This is a genomic window from Leucobacter sp. cx-328 (assembly GCF_014530035.1).
GTDB lineage: Bacteria > Actinomycetota > Actinomycetes > Actinomycetales > Microbacteriaceae > Leucobacter.
In genome coordinates, this window is sequence record NZ_JACVMX010000005.1 from 86,428 (window position 1) to 106,991 (window position 20,564).

Consider the following 20,564-nt stretch of genomic DNA (forward strand, 5'->3'; position numbering starts at 1 on the left):
GCAACGGAATCCCGGCGACGGAGGCCAATCTAGCAGGCGAAACCGAGCCTCTTGCCGTAGCGTTAATTCCATTCACTCTTGAAGGAGGATGCCATGGGAGCAGACGATTTTGACCGGTCTGGCTCGAACGACGACTTCGAGGATCTGCAGCGCATGTTGCGCGACATGCTGTCCGGTCAGGGAATGCCTGAGGGCGGCTTTGACCCGGAGAAATTTGCTGGGGCTGCTGGGTTACCAGGTGACCCAGCAGCGCTGAAGAAGCTGTTCGAGACGCTCCGCGGCGCAATGAATAACACCACCGATGGCGTCGATTGGTCGCTCGCTCGAAAGTCTGCGATCGAGGCTGCTGGGGGCACTCAACCGGCGGATCCGGCGCCGGCTGAACGCGCTTTCCCCGTCGCGTCGCTCTGGCTCGATGAGGTAACTACGCTCGGCACGACGCAGGACGCACCCCGCACCGTTTCACGGATCGAGTGGGTTCAGCAGACGATCGACACTTGGATCAGCCTGGCCGAGCCCGTCGCTGAGTCCATCTCGAATGCGCTGCTTGGTGCGCTCGAGAGCCAGGTGCCAGAGGAAATGCGCGCAGGCATCCTGTCACAGGCAGGACCTATGCTGCGCAACGTCGGTGGCGCACTCTTTGCGATGCAGCTCGGCTCCATCGTCGGCCGAATCTCAGGCGAGGTCGTCTCGGCTGGCGATGTCGGCATCCCGCTGTTCTCTGGCGCTGGGAAGGAAGGCGGCGCGCTACTCCCCTCGGGTGTTGCCGCATTCGCTTCAGGTCTCGAACAGGATCTTGAAGCGGTCACGCTCTACCTCGCGGTGCGCGAGCTCGCGCACGCACGTCTTTTCCGCCACACCAAGTGGCTCCGTCTAAGCCTGCTCACGGCGATCACTGATTACGCACGTGAGATCCGCATTGATACTGCGCGTATGGAAGAGCTCGCGCGCGACTTCGACCCGTCGCAGACGGAGGAATTCCAAGCGTTGCTCACAAGCGGCGCTCTCATTCCGCCGAAGACTCCCGAGCAGGAGGCTGCGCACGCTCGCCTCGAGACCATGCTCGCGCTCATCGATGGCTGGGTAGACGTCGTCACCGAACAGGCAACGAAGCGCCTCCCCGGCGCGAACGCGATCGCTGAAATGGTGCGTCGCCGACGCGCAGCAGGTGGCCCTGCAGAACGCGCATTCTCCGCCCTAGCTGGTTTGGAACTGCGTCCCCGACGCATGCGTGAGGCTGCCGCGATGTGGCGTCTCGTTGAGGAGCGTAGCGATGCTGCAACCCGTGACGGCCTCTGGTCGCACCCAGATCTGTTGCCGACCGGCGACGAGGTTGACGATCCACAGTCGCTGCTCGTACGCCTCGGCCTGACCGACGCTGAGCCGGAGATCGATTCGTTCGACGCCGACCTTGCGCGACTACTGAGTGGCGACCTGCCGCCACTCAAGCGTGACTCGGACGATTCTGACGGCGTCACAGGCGAAAAAGATCAGCCAGAAGCGTAGTCATTTTGTAGGTACGTAGCGAGGTCCCGCCAGTTGTGGATAACAATTGGCGGGACCTCGCTACGTTCACAATGCCATCTATGACTCGAACGACGAATCCTGTCCCTGCCCGATTCTCCGCCCACACCACCTCAGGCAGCGCCTCTCACACGGTCTGGACGCTTGATGCTGTTCCACTCTGCTGGGAATCCCCCGATGTGCTTCGCCTGGGTTTCGATCGGGTGACCGCACGCCTCGGACCGTTGTCTGCTGCCGCAAAGCGCGTGATCGAGCTGCTCTGCGCAGGCGTCTCCGGCGTGAACGACCCGCACGCCGCCGTGGCCGAGGCGATCCGTATGGCGGGCGCCCGAGATGAAGGAGCCCGCAATCTCGCCCCTGTGCTCCCCCGGTATCTCAGTCGGCATCTCCCACCCGCACTAGAGCTCGGTCGCGTCGGCATGCCTGCGTTGCGCACGTTTATCGCAGACAACGGCCGCAATGTTGATGGCCTGGCGCGGGCGCTTGATGCATGTGGCGCATTCGCCTTTACGCGGATCACTTCCCGCCCTGACATGGTGTTGCGGGTGATTCGCTATTTAGAACCCCTCGAGTGGACACACCGATGGCTCCTCAGCGGCACACCGCATTTACTCATGAGGTACACCGATACCGCGATCCGCATCGGCCCCCTCGTAGGCGGCGAGGGGCGTCCGTGCCACACGTGCGAGGCGCTCGCCCTGGTCGATGTTGATCCACTCCTCCCGCGTTTGGCTGCTCAGCTCGTCGATACGACACCGGTTTCAGAGAGTCAGGCGTTGACGCGTATCGCGATCGCTCATGCGGTGCCGTTCGTTCACGCTTGGCGCCAAGGCGAAGATTGGGTACACCAGAGGCAGTTAGTGCTCGAAGTGAACGGTGTCGGTACTTGCGGAGAGGACGATGGCGACCGCGAGCGCGCGCCCGAACAGGCGGTTGAGCGGGCACGCGTGAGCGGGATGCACTGGGAGACCGTAGCCGCGCATCCCGAGTGCGGTTGCGCGGTTGCTGAACGGCAGGCAGCCTGAACGCTTAGATTCCTGCCTCCGCGATAAAGCGCGATGGCGCCGAGCCCGACTGCCGCGAGCCTGAAAGGAAGAGCCTGTCCCGCGCTCGGGTGAGGGCCACGTAGCAAAGACGGCGCTCCTCCTCGATGGCGGCTTCGTCCTGCGCATAGTTGATCGGGAACATTCCCTCGCTCATGCCGATGACGTGCACGAGCGACCATTCCAAACCCTTGGCTGCGTGAACGGCAGATAGCGTGACCGCTTCTACCTTCGGCTCGTGCTGCGAGCGCTGACGCGCGACGAGCTCGTCAGCAAACTCGCGGATCGTTGTGCCTGCCGGCATTTCGTCCACGAGACCGAGCAGCGCGTTCAGCGCTTCCCAGCTCTCACGCTCGGCAGCACCCTCGGGTGGCTGCGAGGTCCAGCCGCCAGCGCGCAACGCGTCACTGACAACCTGAAATAGCGGCCGTGGGTCGCCGGTTTTTGCTTCGCCACGCAACAGCAGCACTGCACGCTTCACGTCTGCGCGGTCGAAGAAGCGCTGGCCGCCACGCACTTGCGACTGGGCGCCCTGCCTTGCGAGCGCTTCTTCGATTCGGACGAGCTGCGCGTTCGTTCGCGCAAGCACAGCGATGTCAGAGGGCGCGGTACCCGAGCGGATTGCGGCGGCCACCGAGGCTGCGACCGCCTGTGCTTCGTCAATGTCAGTCGAGAACCATTCGAAACCGGGCGCGAACACCTGTGCTGCAGTTGCCTCAAGCGTCTCGGTACCAGAAGGTGTCTCTGGTGCGCCGCGCATGGGGCGCAGCTGCAGTGCGCCCGGGCGCTGCTTCATCAACCGGTTCGCGGCGGCAACGATGGGAGCGGTCGAACGGTAATTGCGTTCGAGTCTGAATTCACGCGCATTTCGGAAGTCACTGCTGAAGCCCAGTAGGTAGTCGCTCGAGGCGCCAGCGAACGAGTAAATGGTCTGGCTCGCATCACCGACAACGCAAAGATCATTGCGATTACCCAGCCACAGCTTAAGTAACTCGTACTGCAGCGGCGAAACGTCTTGGAACTCATCGACGGTAAAGAAACGATACTGCTCACGTACCTGCATTGCGACGCGCGGCTCAACCTCGAGCATGCCAGAAAGCAGCACGAGTACATCTTCAAAGTCGATCTGACGACGCTCTTCAAGAATCTGGCCGTACTTCGCATGCATGTCGACAAGTGTCTCTGGGGTGAGACCGTTGAGCGCCGGCCGTTCGCCGATCTTGGCCGCGTACGTATCGAGGTCGAGACGCGATACCTTACGCCACTCGATCTCGAACGCGACATCGCGCAGTGTATCGGTGCTCAGGCGCATGCCGAGCGACTCGGCAGCCTGCGCGAGTACGGGAACTTTGCCGTTCAGAATCTGGGGCGCATCGCCACCGACAACCTGCGGCCAGAAGAAACTCAACTGAGCGAGCGCCGCACCGTGGAACGTGCGCGCTTTCACTCCGTCAGCGCCGAGGTCGCGCAGGCGCCCCTGCAACTCACCGGCGGCCTTTCGGGTGAAGGTAACGGCGAGCACACGATCCGGCGCATAGACACCCGTGCGTACGCCGTACGCAATACGGTGCGTAATCGCACGCGTCTTACCCGTACCAGCGCCCGCGCGCACCACAACTGGCCCAGCGAGCGTTTCAGCGATGGCGCGCTGATCGGGGTCAAGCCCGGCAAGTACCGCATCAGCGCCCGAAACTGCGCCGCTCATTCGTTGCCCTCATTGCTTGCATTACACTCGTCGACCTCGTCGGCCTCGTCACCCTCGTTGAGCCACAACTGCACAAGCCAGCCCGCAATCGAGAGCTCACCAGGAAGCTTGACACCGACCGGCGGGTGCCGAAGCTCGTCACGGGTGAACCAGCGCAGCTCGGAAATCTCTGCCGGATCCGCGACCAGATCAGCGGGTGACTGATCCGCCGCCAATTTCGCACGGAATCCCAGCATCAGCGAGCGCGGGAACGGCCACGGCTGCGAAGCGACATACGTGATGTCGGTGACACGAGCGCCGGCTTCCTCGCGCATCTCACGTTCGACGGCGTGCTCGGCGGTTTCGCCGGCATCGATGTACCCGGCAAGGAGCGAGAATCGGCCAGATTCCCAGAGAGCATTCGAGCCGAGCAGGAGCTTGTTGTCGTGCTCAACAATCACGATGACCGCTGGGTCCATGCGCGGGAACAGCTCTGCGCCATTCGCGTCGCGACGCGACCAGCCGCCGTCGGCGATAGTCGTGGGTGTGCCGTCCTGGGGTGAGAACCCGGCTGTGCGATGCCAGTTCAACAGCGCGGCTGCGATCGTGACAATCTCACGTTCGGCTGCGGGCAGCTCGGTGCCGCGCGCGAATGGATGCGCCCATTCCACGTCTGGATCGGTGGGCCTCGCCTGATCTGCAGCTGCCTCAGCAGCAGGCAGCTCGCGTGCAAACACCGCTGCACCTTCCATCCGCCCGATAAAGACGACCTCTTCCGGCCGGTCACCGATCGTTGAACCAAGTACGAGGTGGGAGACGTCAGCAGACTCGCGACGTAGCGGAATCTGGCCTGCCCGAAGTTCAAGCATTCGTGCGGCCTCACTCGCCCACGCCGCATCAAGCGCGGCGGGCTGGGTGCGGATCGCCGAATCGCGGTCAAGGTAGCCTGCGCCGAGCGGGACTCCGCCCGTCTGATTCGTTTCGCGTGCGCTCATCGCATCCTCCCCAGATATTGCTCTCGCCACTCGTGCGCGTGGCGCGTGGAACCGACCGCCCTGGTTGCTTACCCTAAGGTCATGTCCAGCACCCCTCTCACCCTAGCTGCGCTCGCGACCTCTGCGGTACCGGATCTCGAGCCGCTCGCGGTGCGCCCTTACAATCCGTCAGGGCAGGACTTCCGATCGGCGGTGCTCACCACCGCGAGCGAAGAACTTCTCGTCAGCGTGCCGCGCAATCACTCAGCTGAAGTCGCCCAGGCTGCAAGCTTGCTTGCGTTCTCGGCGCTCACCGAGGGCGCACGGGCACAGCTCCCCTTCGCGGTCCCAGAAGGACGCGGAATGACGCGCACTGGCGAGTCCCGCGCGGTTGTGTCGACTTTCCTGATTGGTGGGCGGATCGATCCCTCAGCACTCGCAGCGGATTCACTTCTCGTTGACCCGATTGCAGCGGCAACCGCAGCGATCCATGCGCTCCCCCGCACGGTCGTGCAGCAGGGCGGGCTTCCCGTGCGCACCGCAAACGATTTGCGCCTGCTCGCCACCCGGATCGTGGATCGCGCTGACGCGACCCGTTTTCTGCCAGACACGGTGCACCGTCGGTGGCTCGAGGTCATCGAGAATGCTGAGCTGTGGGACTTCACGCCGGTCGTGACGCATGGCTCGCTCAATGCCGAAGCACTGCTTGTGGAGGACGACGAGATTCTCGGTGTGCTCGGTTGGTCGGAGTTTGGCGTCGGCGACCCAGCGGCTGACCTCGCGTGGCTGCATGGTGCGTCGCAGGGCACATTTGGTGCCGTTCTTGAGGCCTACCTGGGGCTCGTCGATACCGGTAACGCTGACGCGCTCACTGCCAGGAGCCGCCTTTACCACGAGCTTGAAATCGCGAAGTGGCTGCTGCACGGCGTCGAACATCACGACCGTGAGGTCGTTGATGACGCGGTGAGCATGCTCGACCGCTTTGTCGATGCGCTCAGCCTGCTCGCGCCCGCGACGGCGACGCGTGCCCCGCTGAACGCGGAGGAGGCGCTCGATCTGCTTGAGCAGACTCCCGATGTCAACGATCATATGTCTGACACTGCGGCCTACGAGGCCCTCGACGAGGATCGGATGTTCGCCAATGACACCGACTTCATCGAGCCGCTCACGGCGGCTACGGCTGCAGAACCAACGACGGAGTCAGAGGCGACTGCGGCTACCGAGGCGAATGCGACTGCTGAGGCCCCGGCGGCCGCAGAGATCGCTGACGAGCAGGTGACCGAGGCATACGGCGACAACGATCTCCCTACGCGCGCTCCAAATGCTCAGCCGCAAGAGGGTCACTAACCCGCTCCGCGGCCGCCTGCCAGATCTCTTCAAGCTCTGGCAGCGTGCGCACCTGGTCTCCTCTGAGCTCGACGCCCTCTGAGACGTAGAACAGCGAGACGTCGATCCTCTCAGGCGCCACTCCTGCCCACTGGGCGTAGGCGTGCCGGTAGAGGTCGAGCTGGAAGAAGCGTGTCTCGCGCTCCTTCGCGGTCTGCGGTGAGCGGCCTGCCTTCCAGTCGATGACCTCGAAGCGGGGCTCTTTTTCACCCTCGCGTGGCGGCAACTCGTACACAGCGTCGAGCTTGCAGACGAGGGTGCGGCCGGCAAAGGGCAGCGCCACCTGCTGTTCAACCGAGATCGGCTGCAGATCTGCCCAGCGCGACGCCTCGAACAATTCGATGAGCGGTTGCAGCTCAGCCTCGTCAACGAACGCGTCAAGACCTTCTACTGCCGAATCGATCTCGGTGTCGGGTTCGAGATCGAACAGCGCGAGGCTCGTGCCGTGTGCAGTCGTCGCTCGGCGCTCCACCCACTCGTGGAAACGGTTACCAATGCGTGTGCGCCGGAACGGCCGCTGCGGGATCGGACGCAGGCGGCTCCGCTCTGCGGCTTCAGGGTCTTCGACAAACTCGTGGAATGTCGACGCCGTGATTCGGCCAGGCAGCGTTTTCACGACTGCAGCATCGTCACCCTGTGCCGCCCGCTCGGCGAGCAACAGGCGGACCGTGCTGTCAATGTCGAGGTCAGCCTCTTCGGGTTCCTCAGCGATGCGCGCACTGAGCACCGCAGCTGCCGCCAGCACCACATCAGCACGTCGGCCGAGCGGATCAAGGGGCCACTGCATCGTGAGTTCTTGGGCCTCGCTCGGGTCTTCCTCATGCTCCGAGGATTCGGGCAGCCCGGTAATTACGCCGTGTTCTTGCAGTTCGAGCATGAACAGCGACGGCACACGGGCACGTGATTGACCGCCCCAGAAGCTGCCAGTCAGCAGCAGTTTCTTCGCGGCACGCGTGATTGCGACGTAGCCCAGGCGTCGTTCCTCTTCCGCGAAGCGGTCTTTCGACTCGGTGACGTACTCAGCGATGCGTTCTTTGAGTTCTTTCTGGTTGGTCGCAATACGCCAGTTGAGCTGCGGTCGCGCCGAGGCATCGCCGCGCAGTTCGTCTGACAGTTGTCCTTTCCGGAGCCAGCCAACGCCGCGGCGCGGGGTACTCGGGAACTCGCCATCAACCATGCGTGGAATCGCAACGAGGTCCCATTCGAGCCCCTTCGATCCGTGCGCGGTGATGAGCTGCACCGTGCCCGGCGCTGGCGCCGACACGTGCTCTTCAACCTCATCGGCTTCGACCGCGCGTTCGATCCACTCAAGAAGCGATGCGAGCGTGCCGCGGCTATCGACCGCCAGGTGGCCCTCGACGAGGTCGATGAAGACGTCAAGGTTTGCCAGAGCCGCTGCGCCACCAGCGTGCTCGCGCCCCTCGTGAGATTCCAGCTCGATGTCGAGACGCAGCGCGTTCACTGTTGCCTGGATCAGCTCGATGACGTCGCCGCCGACGCGCTGGCGCAGGTTCGCGAGCATCCACCCGGCCTCGCGCAGTCGTTCAACACCGACGTCGCTAATGGTTTTGAGAGCTGCGTGCTTCCGGCCACCGCGCATCGGGTCGCGGATCGCTGCGATCTGGTCGAGCGCATCGATGAGCGTGAAGTCACGGTCGGGATCAGGCAGCACACTGTCTGCCGCGATGTCTTCCGGTGAGAATTCCTGTTGCGTCTCGTCGCGGCGGGAGAACCAGCGCGCTGCGTCTTTCAGCCCAGCGATGTCTGCGACACCAAGGCGGAAGCGCGGCCCGGCGAGCAACCGAATGAGGTCTCCCCCGGCGTCGGCGTACCACACGCAGCGCAGCGTGCTCACGACGTCGGTGATCTCTGGCGTGCTGAGCAGACCGCCGAGGCCGACGATGATGTTTGGCACGCCAGCCGCGGTGAGAGCTGCCGAGAACGGCGCCATGTGACGGCGATTGCGGAAGACGACCGCAGAGGTCGGCAGCTCGTTCTTCTCACGAATGTGTGCTGCCCGTTCCTCTGCCATCCATGCGGCAAGCGCGTCTTGCTCTTCGTGCAGAGTCTCAGGGAATCGCCATTCGACGACACCGTCTTTTGCGCCGGGCCGCGGAGCGAGCTTCGGCACGTCAATCTCAGAGGCCGCCGCAAGTGGTGCCGCAACCACGTTGGCTGCGTCGAGCACGGTCACCGGGTTTCGCCAGCTCGTCGAGAGCGTCAACGTTGCCGCAGCCTGGGGCCGCCCGGTGCCGCGCGCCGCAAAGTCAGCATGGAACGACTGCAGACCCTCGGCTGAGGCGCCTCGCCAACCGTAGATTGACTGGTGCGGATCACCCACCGCCATGACAGGGACACCCGAGAAAATTCGCGAAAGCAGTCGGGTCTGACCGACTGACGTATCTTGTACCTCGTCAAGGAGCACGACGCCGTAGCGCCGACGCAGCACAGCACCTGCTTCGGGAACGAACTCAAGTGTGCGTGACGCAAGCGCCAACTGATCTGAGAACTCTATGAGACCGCGACGCTGTTTCTCTTCGGCGAATGCCTCAGCGAGACGCGCGAGCAGCGGGGTGTCTGCAACGTTTGCGACCGCATCACGCACTGGCGCGTAGTTCTTGCCTTCGGGGCCACCGACGGTGTCTTTCTCGTTGTACGGCAGGTCGAGTACCCGCGTGAACTCGGTGATGATTTGACGTGTCCGCTCAAACGAGGTGAGGTTGTCTGCGACCGCGTGATCGATCGCCATCGTGTGGCGAATCAGTTCGGGGGTACGCATGTCAGTCGTGAGGAGTTCACGGTCATGGCTCGCGAGGATAACCTCGCGAGCCACACGCCAGGCGGTGGCCTCATCAATGACCGTTGCCCCGGGGGCGATGCCCGCTGCCGCGCCGAACTCCTGCAGCACACCAGAAGCGAATGCGTTGTACGTGCTCACCTCTGGCAGGTCGAGTCCATCTTCGAGGAGAGCGACGAGCTCTGCGGCGCGCAACTTCTCTGGCTCAGTCAGGAGTCCCTGCTCGGCGTTGTCGACGAGGCGTTCGACAAAGGTGTGCAGACGACCGGAGATACGCTCGCGCAGCTCACCCGCGGCCTTCCGTGTAAAGGTGAGGCCCAGAATACGGTCTGGGTCAATCTCTCCATTCGCGACGAGCCAGACAACGCGGTTCGCCATGGTCTCGGTCTTGCCGCTGCCTGCACCGGCGATAACGAGTGCGGTGCCCTCGCGTTCGTGCTCGATGACAGCGCGCTGCTCATGCGTGGGGGTGAGCGGCGTTGCGCCAGGCTCGGTGAGCAACTCTGCGATGCGAGTGGCTGAGAACACTGGGGCGTTCTGCATGGGGACCTCATTCATGCGTGGCTCACCGCCTGGATGATATGGATTCGGCAGTTGCCAAACTGGTGCGGATCGGTGCAGTGGTGTTCAACGCGTGCGGTGAAGCTCCCGGCTGCCATGGTGTCACCCGCGGTTTCAATGCGTTCGAGCAGCGCGTTTCGCGTCTCAGCGTCGAGCGGTGCCTGCACGCGTTCGACGTACCCCTTGCCCTTTGCTGCGTTCGGGTGCACGTACAAGAGGCGAGCGCCCCCCGAGCTGATTTCACCGGCTTCTGTGTGCTCACTCGTTGCGCCGTCGAAGGCGCCATATTCGACGCCGAGCTGGTACGCCTGCAGCTGAAGGTGCTGCTCTGTCGCAGGTTTGGAAGGTACCGATGCGCCCGTTTTCAGGTCAAGCACGGTGATCTCGAGCCCGTCGGCTTTTACAAGACCCTCAAGCCGGTCAGCCTTGCCGCGAAGGGTGACGTCGCCCACTTGAACGTGGAACCCTGACTCACGACCGATGAGCTGTCGATCTGACGCGTCGAACTCACGCAGGTATACGCCAAGCCCCTCGACCATGTGTTCTGCGGTCGCGAGCGTGCGTGTCGACTCCCACTCGGCGTCGAAGGGCAGTTTTCGCCACTCTCGTCGAATGTCTGCCATGAGGGCTTCCGTGTCAGCAGTCACGGCATTCTCGAACGCGTGATGCACGAGTGTGCCAAGGCTCGCCTGGATATTGCCGGTACCACCGCCAAGCGCGCCAACGACCCAGTCGAGCGCACAGCCTTCCACCGATTCAAGCTGGGACGGACCGACCGCGATCTCGCGCTCACCGTTTTCATTTGTGAAGAGCGCGGCTTCGGTGCTCGGAGGGAGTACGCCGTACCAGCTCTCGGGAGCCGCGCCTGCCACATCTGCCCGCGTGAGCTGCACGAGCGAGTCACGAGCGGACACGTCAGTTGGGTCTGTCGTGAGCCGACGCCGCATAGCCGCGGTTGCCCCACGCAGTGTGAGTCTGGAGCTCGGCAGTGGATCAACAGCGAAATCTTTCCCGAACCCGAAGAATGCACTCGGGTGCTGATCTGTGTCGCTCACTGACACCACAAGTAATTCCTGCTGCGTGCGTGAGCTTGCCTGGTGCAGGAGGCGCAGCTCGTCATGAATGGTGTCTTTGCGACTTGGCGGAACCGCTGCGCCTCCGCGCAGCCAGCGTTCGAGTGCCACCGTGCCAAGAATTGTGCCGCGCGAACGGGTGTTCGGCCACGCGCCGTCTTGCAGACCGACAACAGCGACGAGTGCGAACTCACGGCCAACCGCACCCTGCGGTGTCGTCACTGTCACTGCTGACCGTTCGCCGCTGCGGGCAAGGGAGTCTTCTGGCACAGCGCTCTCTGCGAGTTCAGCAAGCAGGGCGTGGATCGGCTGCTCACTCACCTGTTCTTCGTGCCGCTGGAGTGCAAAGAACAGACCGAGCACTGCGTCGAGTGAACGATTTGCTTCGTCTGCACGGGCGCCACGACCGCGCAGCGCTTCTTCTTGCCAGGCCTCGGCGAGGCGTGTGCCCTGCCACAGCGCCCAGAGTGTCTCGCGCGGAGTGCCGTCAGCAGCCACGACGGTGTTTGCTGCGTCGGCAATCTTGCCGAGCCTGCGCAACGCACGACCCTGCTTACTGTCGATCGCTGGTTCGACACCGGGCACGAGGAATGCGGCCAGAATAAGCTGCTCAGTTGCTTCCGGCTCACGACCTTCTGCGCGGGCCGCACGCCGCTCCTGCATCATCAGCGAGCCGCGCAGACGGCGCACAGCAACCGGGTCCAGCCCACCAATGGGGCCGCTCAGCAGCTGGAGCACGCCTGACGCATCAAGTGGGGCGATACCGAGCGAGTGTTGCAGCAGCCTGATGAGGTCAAGCACGATGCGATGCTCACGCAGCACGATGCCGCCTGCGAGTGTGCCGGTCGGCACCTGGTGGCCGGCGAGGCCACGCGCGACCCGCGACGCTTCCGAACGCGAACGGCAGATCACCGCCATCTGCTCCCACTCAAGGGGACTTTCGCGATCGAGGCCGAGCCTGTTCGCTCGCATTCGATGCGCAATCATTCCAAGCTGCTCGGAGGTGGAGCCAGCGCGCACGAACTCGATGCGCTCAGCGGGCTCAGCCACCGACCGGCCGTCTACCGTACCTGACACGTCAGTCGACGCGAGCTGTGCCTTACGCTTCGCCGTAGCCGCGCGCTGCTGCCCGGCACCTGCGGCACCGATACGTGCAGCGAGGCTCTGGGTGAAGCCACGCAACTGCTGGCCACCGCGGTACACGTATTCCAACACCCAGAACTGCTCTGCGTCAGCACGCACGCCACGGCGCTGGAGCTCACCGCTGAGGCCTGCCAGCACCCGCGATCGCTCGCCGTGGAAAGTCTCAGTTGTCACGTCAGGATCGCCGAAGACCCAGATAGTGGTGCCCGCCGCGGCACATGCCGCGAGCAGCGCGAGCTGGCCCTCGCCAATCTCTTGCGCGTCATCAACGAGAAGCAGGCGCGGTACCTGTACGGCCCCCGCTCGCACGCTCGCTGCGGCGGCGCGCAGCAGCCCGCTCGCGCTGTACTCCCCCGGGCGCTCAGCGCGCACGCGCGCCTCGACGGCCTCAACGATGAGCAAGGCCTCTGCCCAACGGTTCAGCAGCTGGTCTTCTGGCGCGTCTGACTGCGCAGACGATACCGCAACCCCGCGCAGCGCGGTCACCCGCGCGAGCAGTTCGCGTACGTCGAGGTCGAAGTCGTCGATCGTGCGCCAGAACTCGCGCAGCTCAGCACGAAAGGCAGGACTGCGAAGCACCTCTGCAGTGAGCCCCTCGACATTGCCGAGAGTCTCGCCAGCCTCGTCACTCTCACCGTTACTAGTCGAGCTGTCACAGGTCGCGCCCGCACCCGCGCGCGACCTGAGCGCAACCTCGAGCTGCTCGTCAATCAACGCGGTAATGAGTTCGTCTTGCACCGTACCGGTAAGGAGTCGCGGTTCGGTCTCACCGCCGGTCGCAGCAGCTGCTGCGAGCACCCCGAACGCGAATGAGGTGAGCGTACGTACTGGTGTGCCGCCGAGCGCACGCTCAGAGCGGTCTTCAATGGCGCCACGCAACATTGTCGCCGGCCGACGCCCGGAGGCAATCGCGAGTACGTCACCCTCGCTCCAGCCTGGCAGATCGAGCACACGCGCAAACATCTCGACGACGAGCGTGCTCTTCCCGCTGCCTGGCGCACCGAGCACCCGTGCGTGCCTACCGGGATCACCGGCAAGGACCGCGAGCTGCGCACCATCAAATTCGATCATGCATTCAGCCTAATGATGACCACTGACATTGCATGGTGCGCTTGCGGCGAACGATCCACATTTCTGAGGCGCAGTGTCGGAGGTCAGGCATAGACTCATTTCGTACTTACTTCGTGACGGCATGTCACAGCACTATGAGGAGGCTCCCTGTGGAGGTTCGTATCGGCATCAAGCACTCACCTCGCGAGCTCGCATTCGAGACCGAGGCAACTGCTGACGAGGTGCGCGCTGCGCTCACTCAGGCAGCTGAGGGCTTCGCATCATTCGCAGATTCGAAGGGCAAGCAGATTATCGTTGCTGCCGATTCGATCGCATTCATCGAGTTCGGTGGCGAGAACAGCCGCAAGGTCGGCTTCATCGGCTAACCCGCTTTCGGGCGGGTTGCCGCGCGGCAGAATTACTTCGCGTCAACCCGTTCGAGCAGCACCATCACCTCGGCATGCCCCGTATGCGGGAACATGTCGAATAGTCGTGCATTCACCGCACGCAATGAGGGCATTCGCGCGAGATCCTGCGCGAGACTCTTCGGGTTACAGCTCGAGTAGATGACCGAGCGCGTCGACGACTGCTCAAGCCAGTCAGCGAGTTCTGGGCCGATACCGCGACGCGGCGGGTTGACGATTACCAGCTCGGGCGCATCTCCGGGAGCGCTTTCGAGCGCAAACGCGGTCGCATCACCCGCGCTGAATCGCACGGGCGCGCCCGCATCCTTCGCGCTTCGAGTAGCCGAGCGGATCGCAGCCTCGCTCACCTCGATCCCCACTGTGTCTCGGATCCCAGACGCATCGCCCGCGCCAGTTCCCGCACAGAACAGCGCGAAGCCACCGACGCCGCAGTAGAGATCCCACAGTGACGCGGGGTCAAGCTCCGCGGTCCACTCCGCAGCCTGCGCGTACAGCGCCTGTGCCACGGGAGTGTTTGTCTGGAAGAAGCTCTGGGGCTGCAAGTGCAGTGACACCGGGCCAAGATCCATCTCGAGTGAGTCGCCGAGCAACAGCTCTTCGCGCTCCCCCTCCAGCACAGCTTTGTGCTCCGGCAGCAGATTCACCGAGATCACGGTTGCTTGCGGAAGCAGTTCACGCAGTTGCGGGAGCAAAGCGCGGATCCGATCGAGCGCGCCGCTCGAACGCACAACAAACCGCACCATGAGCGCACCAGACGGCGCCTCGGTGAGATGCGCATACTTGAGTTCGCCCTTACGGTTTGGCACCGAGTACGGCGCGAGTCCCGTCTCGTTGAGGAATTCGGCAACGCGTGGAATTGCCTGCTGCACACCTGGCTGGTGGATCAGACACTCGGTGAGATCAATGCCACGTCCATCGCCGTCGCGGCTGAGGTCAAGAATGCCAAGGGCCACGGCCCCGGTTTCACCGCCGACAGCGAGCTTTGCGCGGTTGCGGAACTCAGTGACTCCACCTGGCACTGGCGGCAGCCACGCATCATCGGCGGGTCCGTACTCGCCCAGCAAGTTACGGCACGCGAGATCCTTCTCGCGGAGTTGTACCGCGTACGGCGTTTCGATGAGTGCACACGAGCGGCAAAGATCCGCCACAAAATATCGGCACTCGGGAATCTGCGTGTCGAGCGTCACAGTCACAATTACGCGGTGAGGCCGAGGCCATCCATGCGGCGAATGTGATCGGCAATGAGCTCCGTAAACACAGGCTCGACAGCGTCCGCGTCGAACTCGCGGTTTGCGCTGCGCGACAGAACCGCGCGCGCCATGAGCAGCGTGTCGCCGACGAGACGACGACCCCAGACAGCAAGCCAGCTACCGAGCTTCGGATCCGCCTCCAATTCGGCCTGCAACAGCCGCTTGAGCTCATCGCGGCCCGCATGATCGCTCAGCGTCGCGATTGCCTCCCGGCTGAAGGGATCTTTAATGCCGCTCGCGAGCTCCGCGAAGAAGTCGTCAAACAGGCCACCAACGAGGTAGATCGAGAGGATGTGCTGGTGCCAATCGACCGCGTCGATGCGCGTGATGTAGTCCTCAATCATGGTCGAGTAGGGCTGCATCACGACGTGCGGCGATCGCCCGCGGCGGCGGATCTCCTCCGCAAAACGCTGGTGCTTCTGCAGCGTGGCGCCCGCGACGCCAGCCAAAACTTCCTTCGCTTGGAGCGTCGGAGCACCCGAAACACCGCGCGTCGCGGCCTCGTACATCTCTAGCTGCAGGTACGCCGTCAGGCCGAGAAACTCGAGGACTTCAGGCGCGAACGCAGCTACTTCAACCTTTTCGGCACCAGCAGACTCATCACGCGAGCGCACCTTGCGCGATGATGTCTGCTTCTTACCGATGCCACGAATCCAGTTGAACACGATAAATAGCCTACCTCGGGTTCTGTGTAGCTCTGGAATAGAATACGTACGAACTATTCATCGCCCCTGCTCACGGAAGCCGGGGCCGCTGCGCCGGAAGTATGCATGCGCAGCACCGCACACTTCGGAGGTCACATACAGTGACAACGTTCCTTGAACTTGGAATTGACCAGGACATGGTCGACGCGCTCACTCGGGAAGGCATCGTCGATGCGTTCCCTATTCAGGAGCAGACCATCCCCCTCGCTATCACCGGCCAGGACATCATTGGCCAGGCAAAGACCGGTACCGGTAAGACCTTCGGCTTCGGCCTGCCTCTCCTGCAGCGCATCGGCGCGAACCCAGAGCCCGGAGTCCAGGCACTCATCGTCGTGCCGACCCGTGAGCTCGCAGTGCAGGTCTACGAAGACCTCGAACTCGCAGCGAGCGGCCGCGCGGCAACCGTCGTCCCCATCTACGGCGGCAAGGCGTACGAGGGCCAGATTGAACAGCTGAAGGCTGGTGCGCAGATCGTTGTCGGCACCCCCGGCCGCCTGCTCGACCTCTCGAACCAGCGCCTCCTCGACCTTTCGAAGGTTCGTGAAATGGTGCTCGACGAGGCAGACAAGATGCTCGACCTCGGCTTCCTCGCCGACATCGAGAAGCTGTTCTCGAAGACCCCCGAGAAGCGCCACACCATGCTCTTCTCGGCAACCATGCCCGGCACCATCGTGACGCTCGCTCGTCGCTTCATGTCGAACCCCGTGCACATTCGCGCAACCGACCCTGACGAGGGCGCTGCACAGGCGAACATCGAGCACATCATCTACCGCGCACACTCGCTTGATAAGGACGAGGTCATCGGCCGCATCCTGCAGGCAGAAGGCCGCGGCAAGACCGTCATCTTCATGCGCACCAAGCGCGCGGCTGCAAAGCTGCAGGAGGAGCTCAACGACCGCGGCTTTAACGCGGCATCGGTTCACGGTGACCTCAACCAGGATCAGCGTGAGCGCGCAATGGCGAGCTTCAAGTCAGGCAAGAAGGACATCCTGATTGCTACCGACGTTGCCGCTCGTGGCATCGACGTTGACGACGTGACCCACGTCATCAACCACACGGTTCCCGACGATGAAAAGACCTACCTGCACCGCGTGGGCCGTACCGGTCGTGCGGGTCGCGAAGGCATCGCAGTCACCTTCGTTGACTGGGATGACCTGCACAAGTGGGCACTCATCAACAAGGCACTCGAGTTTGGTGTTGACGAGCCCGTCGAGACCTACTCGTCGTCGCCGCACCTCTTCTCGGACCTGAACATCCCCGAGGGATCAAAAGGCCGCCTCAAGGCAACTCCCGTCAAGGAGACCGCACCTCGCAACGGTTCGCGCCGTTCGTCGGGCGACCGCGACAAGAAGGACGGCCAGCGCGATGGCGGCGAGCGCCGCAACCGCACCCGTACCCGCAGCGCAAACCCGCGCGGCGAAGGCCGTCACGAGTCGCACGGTGAAGGCCGTTCGGCAACGGACAAGAACACCGATGTAGCTGGCGAGCAGGCAGCAGGCGAGACGGGTGACGCACCTCGCCGCCGTCGCCGCCGTCGCCGCGGTGGTGCGGGCTCGGGCAGCGCTGAGGGCGGCTCGAACGCCGGCTCAGCTTCGACCGAGGTTCCCGCACAGGACGCATAAGGCTGAGACCTTCGGAGGGGCGCGCAGATTCATTGGAATTTGCGCGCCCCTCCTGTGCTTTGGGGCGCAGGCTGCTGGTGCGGCGCCTATGCTCGCACCTTCGCTCGCACCAGCACTCGCACCTGCGCTCACACCTGCGCTCGCACCTGCGCTCACACCTGCGCTCGCACCTCAGCTCAGCGCACCCCACCCCGTCGAAACTGGCACTTCCCCGCGAGAACCCTAGTTTCAGCGCGCTGAAAGGGGTCATCTCAGCAGAAACTCCCCGTTTCGCGGGGTTGATAACCAATGGAGCCGCATCGCGGGACTCAGCAGCCTAAGCGCTCAGCGCCGCCTTGACGAGCGGCAACGTCCGCCCCATGAAGTGCGTACCGAGCACGAGCTGTGACGATACCCGAATGACCCCTGGTGCGGTGGCAACGTGGTCAAGCACTCGCTGCAGGTCGTGCGTTGACCGGGCGACGATTGCGGCAAACAGATCCGCATCCCCAGTCGCGGTGTGCAATTCGAGCAGTTCTGGGATAGCTTCGAGGCCAACCGAGACCCGATCGTGGCCGATCCGCTGATCAATCTGTATCGAACAGAAGCAGCGGATCGGAAAGCCGAGCGCGACGGGGTCGATGTGCGGCGCCATTGACTTGATGATGCCGGTTTTGCGCAGTCGGTCGAGTCGACCCTGTGCGGTTGCGCGGGCGATTCCGAGTCTGCGCGCACATTCGACTACCGAAATACCGGCTTCTTCACTGGTGAGCGTGATGAGTCGCGCATCAAGTGCATCAATTGCCACGAGGCCTCCTTGCCTAGACATTTTGCCTACCCTATCGCAGGCGACACCTATCTGTCAGTACAGATTGCTACCCCAGAAATGAACCAATTGACGGAGGAATTCCCGGATCCCTAGAGTTACGGCCGGAACACTCCATCCAGAGAAAGCGAGCCAGCACATGACTCTTGAATTCCGTCCAGGCCTCGAACATGTCGCGGCATACCGCGCGGGCAAAGCCGCCCCGGTGTCGGCGTCAGGTCAGAGCTACAAGCTCTCCTCAAATGAAAACCCCTACCCGCCGCTCGAATCCGTTCAGCGCCGCGTTGCCGCGTGCCTGCCCGACGCGATCTACCGCTACCCCAGCATCGCCGCCGAGTCGGTGGTGAATGCCCTTGCCGCACGCTTCGACGTTGCAGCGAACAACATCGCGCTGGGCGCTGGTTCCGTTGAAGTCGCTGCCCAGATCATCCACGCACTTACCGGCCCGGGTGACGAGGTGATGTACGCATGGCGCTCGTTTGAGGCCTACCCGATTCTTACGCGCGTTGCAGGCGCTGTGCCGGTTGAGGTTCCGCTCGATGCTGATGCGCGCCACGATCTGCCGGCTATGGCCGCTGCGGTCACTGATCGAACTCGCGTCGTCTTCGTGTGCAACCCAAATAACCCGACCGGCACGGTCATCACACAGTCAGAGCTCGATGCGTTCCTCGCCGCCGTTCCCCGAAATGTGCTCGTCGTGATTGACGAAGCGTACGTACACTTTGATCGCAACGCTGACTCCCCGAGTGGCATCGCCGAGTTTAAAAAGCACCCGAACGTCGCCGTGCTACACACCTTCTCGAAGGCATATGGTCTCGCCGGTTTGCGCATCGGTTACGCGATTGCGCCCACCGATGTCGCCGAGGCACTGCGCAAGGTATCGGTGCCGTTCGCAGTCACCGCACTCGCTCAGGAGGCCGCGGTCGCACCTCTCGAAGCCGAAGACGAACTCGGGGCGCGGATCAGCGACATCGTCACCTCACGCGAGCAGCTGACCGACGCCCTGCGAGCACTGGGTCTTCCGCTTGTCGCATCACAGGCGAACTTCGTTTGGCTGTCGCTCGGTACAGACAGTGCACGATTCAACGCGGCGCTCGAGTCCAACGGTATTTCTGCTCGCACGTTTGCGGGCGAGGGCATCCGCATCTCGATCGGTAACGCAGCCGAAAACGAGGCGGTCATCGCAGCACTCACACAGGAAATCACGAACGGTAACGCGTCAACGGCATAGCTCGACTACGCCTATTTCAGCGTGCTCACCCGCAATGTTTTTGCTCTGTGCAGCGTGTGACAACTTCCAGAGCAAACCTTAAATAGCTGTACAAGTTGTATAGCCATCGCGAAACTACGACCGCCGAACAGCTACACATGTCTAGCAAACAAAGAACATGTTTACAGTGCAGCGGCTCGCCGTTACGCTCAACCACCAGGGACGGCGTTGTCCCAGTACTTACCGGTACTAGCGCCGTGTCGACCCATTCTGACCATCCACAGTAAATGAGGACATCATGGCCAACCACAAGCTCCGCGGCAGGACCTTTGCCGCAGCAGGCGTAGCCCTCTCGGCTGCACTTCTCCTGGGCGCATGCTCATCGAACGCCGGCAATGACGCCGGCACAGGCGACGAAAAGTCGTTCAAGGTAGGCATCAGCCAGTTCGTTCAGCACCCCGCGCTCGACTCCGCAAGCGAAGGTTTCAAGCAGGCCTTCTTCGACGCGGGATATGTTGAGGGCGAGACCATCACATTCGACGAGCAGAACGCGAACGGCGAGGTTCCAACTGCGACGACGATCTCACAGACCTTCGCCACCTCGAATCTCGATCTTGCGATCGCAATCGCCACCCCGTCGGCACAGGCGCTGCTGCAGAACAACACTGACATTCCGTTGCTCTTCGCAGCCGTCACTGACCCTGTTGCAACCGGTCTGCTCGAAAGCAACGAGAAGCCCGGTGCAAACATGACCGGTGTCAGCGATATGAACCCGGTCGCCGATCAGATCGATCTCATCACCGAGATCAAGCCTGAAACGAAGCGCATCGGCATCGTCTACGGTTCGGGCGAGGCAAACTCAGAGGTGCAGGTCGCACTCGCCAAGGAAGCCGCGCAGGAACGCGGTCTCGAGATCGTCGCAACCTCGATCACCAACGCTTCCGAGCTGAAGCAGGCAGTTGAGGCGCTCAGCGACATCGATGCGATCTACACCCCGAGCGATAACCTCGTTGCATCGGGCCTCGGCTCGCTCATCTCGGTGGCTGAGGATCGCGGCATCCTCGTTGTCGGCGCAGACTCCACCCACGTTGAGGGCGGGGCAGTCGCAACTCTCGGTATCGACTATCTGAAGCTCGGTCACCAGGCTGGCGAGATGGCGCTTCGTATCCTTGAGGATGGCGCGGATCCCGCGACCATGCCCGTTGAGTCGCAGAAGGAGCTTTCGCTCGTTGTGAACCCGGAAGCTGCGAAGCGTCAGGGTGTGGAAATCCCGGCGGCTCTCCTCGAGCGCGCTGACAGCGTCATCGAGTAAT

General features: G+C 63.0%; 14 protein-coding genes. 7 read left to right on the forward strand and 7 right to left on the reverse strand.

Going from position 1 to position 20,564, the window contains the following annotated elements:
- The first annotated feature begins 93 nt into the window (after positions 1–93).
- Together ICL81_RS08145 and ICL81_RS08150 are read left to right on the forward strand one after the other, a co-directional pair.
- Entirely contained in the window at positions 94–1,506 is a 1,413-nt protein-coding gene (locus tag ICL81_RS08145) for a zinc-dependent metalloprotease (protein ID WP_188034413.1), read from the forward strand.
- Positions 1,507–1,586: 80 nt separating this feature from the next.
- On the forward strand, positions 1,587–2,549 hold the full coding sequence (locus ICL81_RS08150) for a hypothetical protein (RefSeq protein WP_188034414.1): 963 nt from the start codon (positions 1,587–1,589) through the stop codon (positions 2,547–2,549).
- Between the two features lie 4 nt (positions 2,550–2,553).
- Here the strand turns inward: ICL81_RS08150 and ICL81_RS08155 are convergent, their stop codons facing one another.
- The gene (locus ICL81_RS08155; RefSeq protein WP_188034415.1) at positions 2,554–4,272 is read right to left on the reverse strand and encodes an ATP-dependent helicase; all 1,719 of its coding nucleotides are present in this window, start codon (positions 4,270–4,272) and stop codon (positions 2,554–2,556) included.
- Positions 4,269–5,246, reverse strand: coding sequence for an NAD(+) diphosphatase (nudC, locus tag ICL81_RS08160; protein WP_188034416.1), 978 nt, complete (start codon positions 5,244–5,246; stop codon positions 4,269–4,271). Before nudC ends, ICL81_RS08155 begins: the two co-directional genes overlap by 4 nt.
- Before the next feature lie 81 nt (positions 5,247–5,327).
- Between nudC and ICL81_RS08165 the strand changes: the two genes are divergently transcribed.
- Complete coding sequence (locus tag ICL81_RS08165) at positions 5,328–6,572, forward strand: phosphotransferase (RefSeq protein ID WP_188034417.1); 1,245 nt, start codon at positions 5,328–5,330, stop codon at positions 6,570–6,572.
- On the opposite strand, the gene ICL81_RS08170 is transcribed toward ICL81_RS08165, so the two are convergent.
- Together ICL81_RS08170 and ICL81_RS08175 are read right to left on the reverse strand one after the other, a co-directional pair.
- Entirely contained in the window at positions 6,532–9,951 is a 3,420-nt protein-coding gene (locus tag ICL81_RS08170; protein ID WP_251381971.1) for an ATP-dependent DNA helicase, read from the reverse strand. The genes ICL81_RS08165 and ICL81_RS08170 overlap by 41 nt on opposite strands.
- An 11-nt stretch (positions 9,952–9,962) precedes the next feature.
- On the reverse strand, positions 9,963–13,256 hold the full coding sequence (locus tag ICL81_RS08175; RefSeq protein ID WP_188034419.1) for a PD-(D/E)XK nuclease family protein: 3,294 nt from the start codon (positions 13,254–13,256) through the stop codon (positions 9,963–9,965).
- A 149-nt stretch (positions 13,257–13,405) separates the two neighbouring features.
- On the opposite strand from ICL81_RS08175, the gene ICL81_RS08180 reads away from it, so the two are divergent.
- Positions 13,406–13,621, forward strand: a complete 216-nt coding sequence (locus ICL81_RS08180) for a DUF3107 domain-containing protein (RefSeq protein ID WP_188034420.1) — start codon at positions 13,406–13,408, stop codon at positions 13,619–13,621.
- Positions 13,622–13,653: 32 nt separating this feature from the next.
- Here the strand turns inward: ICL81_RS08180 and ICL81_RS08185 are convergent, their stop codons facing one another.
- Positions 13,654–14,847, reverse strand: coding sequence for a methyltransferase domain-containing protein (locus ICL81_RS08185; RefSeq protein ID WP_188034421.1), 1,194 nt, complete (start codon positions 14,845–14,847; stop codon positions 13,654–13,656).
- Positions 14,848–14,855: 8 nt separating this feature from the next.
- Positions 14,856–15,575, reverse strand: coding sequence for a ferritin-like fold-containing protein (locus ICL81_RS08190; RefSeq protein WP_188034422.1), 720 nt, complete (start codon positions 15,573–15,575; stop codon positions 14,856–14,858).
- 101 nt (positions 15,576–15,676) lie between these two features.
- On the opposite strand from ICL81_RS08190, the gene ICL81_RS08195 reads away from it, so the two are divergent.
- Positions 15,677–17,236: a DEAD/DEAH box helicase gene (locus ICL81_RS08195; protein WP_188034423.1), complete on the forward strand. Its 1,560-nt coding sequence runs from the start codon at positions 15,677–15,679 to the stop codon at positions 17,234–17,236.
- 316 nt (positions 17,237–17,552) lie between these two features.
- On the opposite strand, the gene ICL81_RS08200 is transcribed toward ICL81_RS08195, so the two are convergent.
- Complete coding sequence (locus ICL81_RS08200; protein ID WP_215394776.1) at positions 17,553–18,023, reverse strand: Lrp/AsnC family transcriptional regulator; 471 nt, start codon at positions 18,021–18,023, stop codon at positions 17,553–17,555.
- A 157-nt stretch (positions 18,024–18,180) separates the two neighbouring features.
- Here ICL81_RS08200 and hisC point away from each other — a divergent pair, with 157 nt between their 5' ends.
- Complete coding sequence (hisC, locus tag ICL81_RS08205) at positions 18,181–19,272, forward strand: histidinol-phosphate transaminase (protein WP_188034425.1); 1,092 nt, start codon at positions 18,181–18,183, stop codon at positions 19,270–19,272.
- Between the two features lie 277 nt (positions 19,273–19,549).
- The gene (locus ICL81_RS08210; protein WP_188034426.1) at positions 19,550–20,563 is read left to right on the forward strand and encodes an ABC transporter substrate-binding protein; all 1,014 of its coding nucleotides are present in this window, start codon (positions 19,550–19,552) and stop codon (positions 20,561–20,563) included.
- Position 20,564: the final 1 nt, after the last annotated feature.

Bases quoted from the DNA above. Each gene is read 5' to 3' on its own strand.
- ICL81_RS08155 (WP_188034415.1), bottom strand. From the start codon at position 4,272: ATGAGCGGCGCAGTTTCGGGCGCTGATGCGGTACTTGCCGGGCTTGAC.
- ICL81_RS08145 (WP_188034413.1), top strand. From the start codon at position 94: ATGGGAGCAGACGATTTTGACCGGTCTGGCTCGAACGACGACTTCGAG.
- ICL81_RS08170 (WP_251381971.1), bottom strand. From the start codon at position 9,951: ATGCAGAACGCCCCAGTGTTCTCAGCCACTCGCATCGCAGAGTTGCTC.
- ICL81_RS08195 (WP_188034423.1), top strand. From the start codon at position 15,677: ATGCATGCGCAGCACCGCACACTTCGGAGGTCACATACAGTGACAACG.
- ICL81_RS08210 (WP_188034426.1), top strand. From the start codon at position 19,550: ATGGCCAACCACAAGCTCCGCGGCAGGACCTTTGCCGCAGCAGGCGTA.
- ICL81_RS08165 (WP_188034417.1), top strand. From the start codon at position 5,328: ATGTCCAGCACCCCTCTCACCCTAGCTGCGCTCGCGACCTCTGCGGTA.
- ICL81_RS08175 (WP_188034419.1), bottom strand. From the start codon at position 13,256: ATGATCGAATTTGATGGTGCGCAGCTCGCGGTCCTTGCCGGTGATCCC.
- ICL81_RS08150 (WP_188034414.1), top strand. From the start codon at position 1,587: ATGACTCGAACGACGAATCCTGTCCCTGCCCGATTCTCCGCCCACACC.
- nudC (WP_188034416.1), bottom strand. From the start codon at position 5,246: ATGAGCGCACGCGAAACGAATCAGACGGGCGGAGTCCCGCTCGGCGCA.
- hisC (WP_188034425.1), top strand. From the start codon at position 18,181: ATGACTCTTGAATTCCGTCCAGGCCTCGAACATGTCGCGGCATACCGC.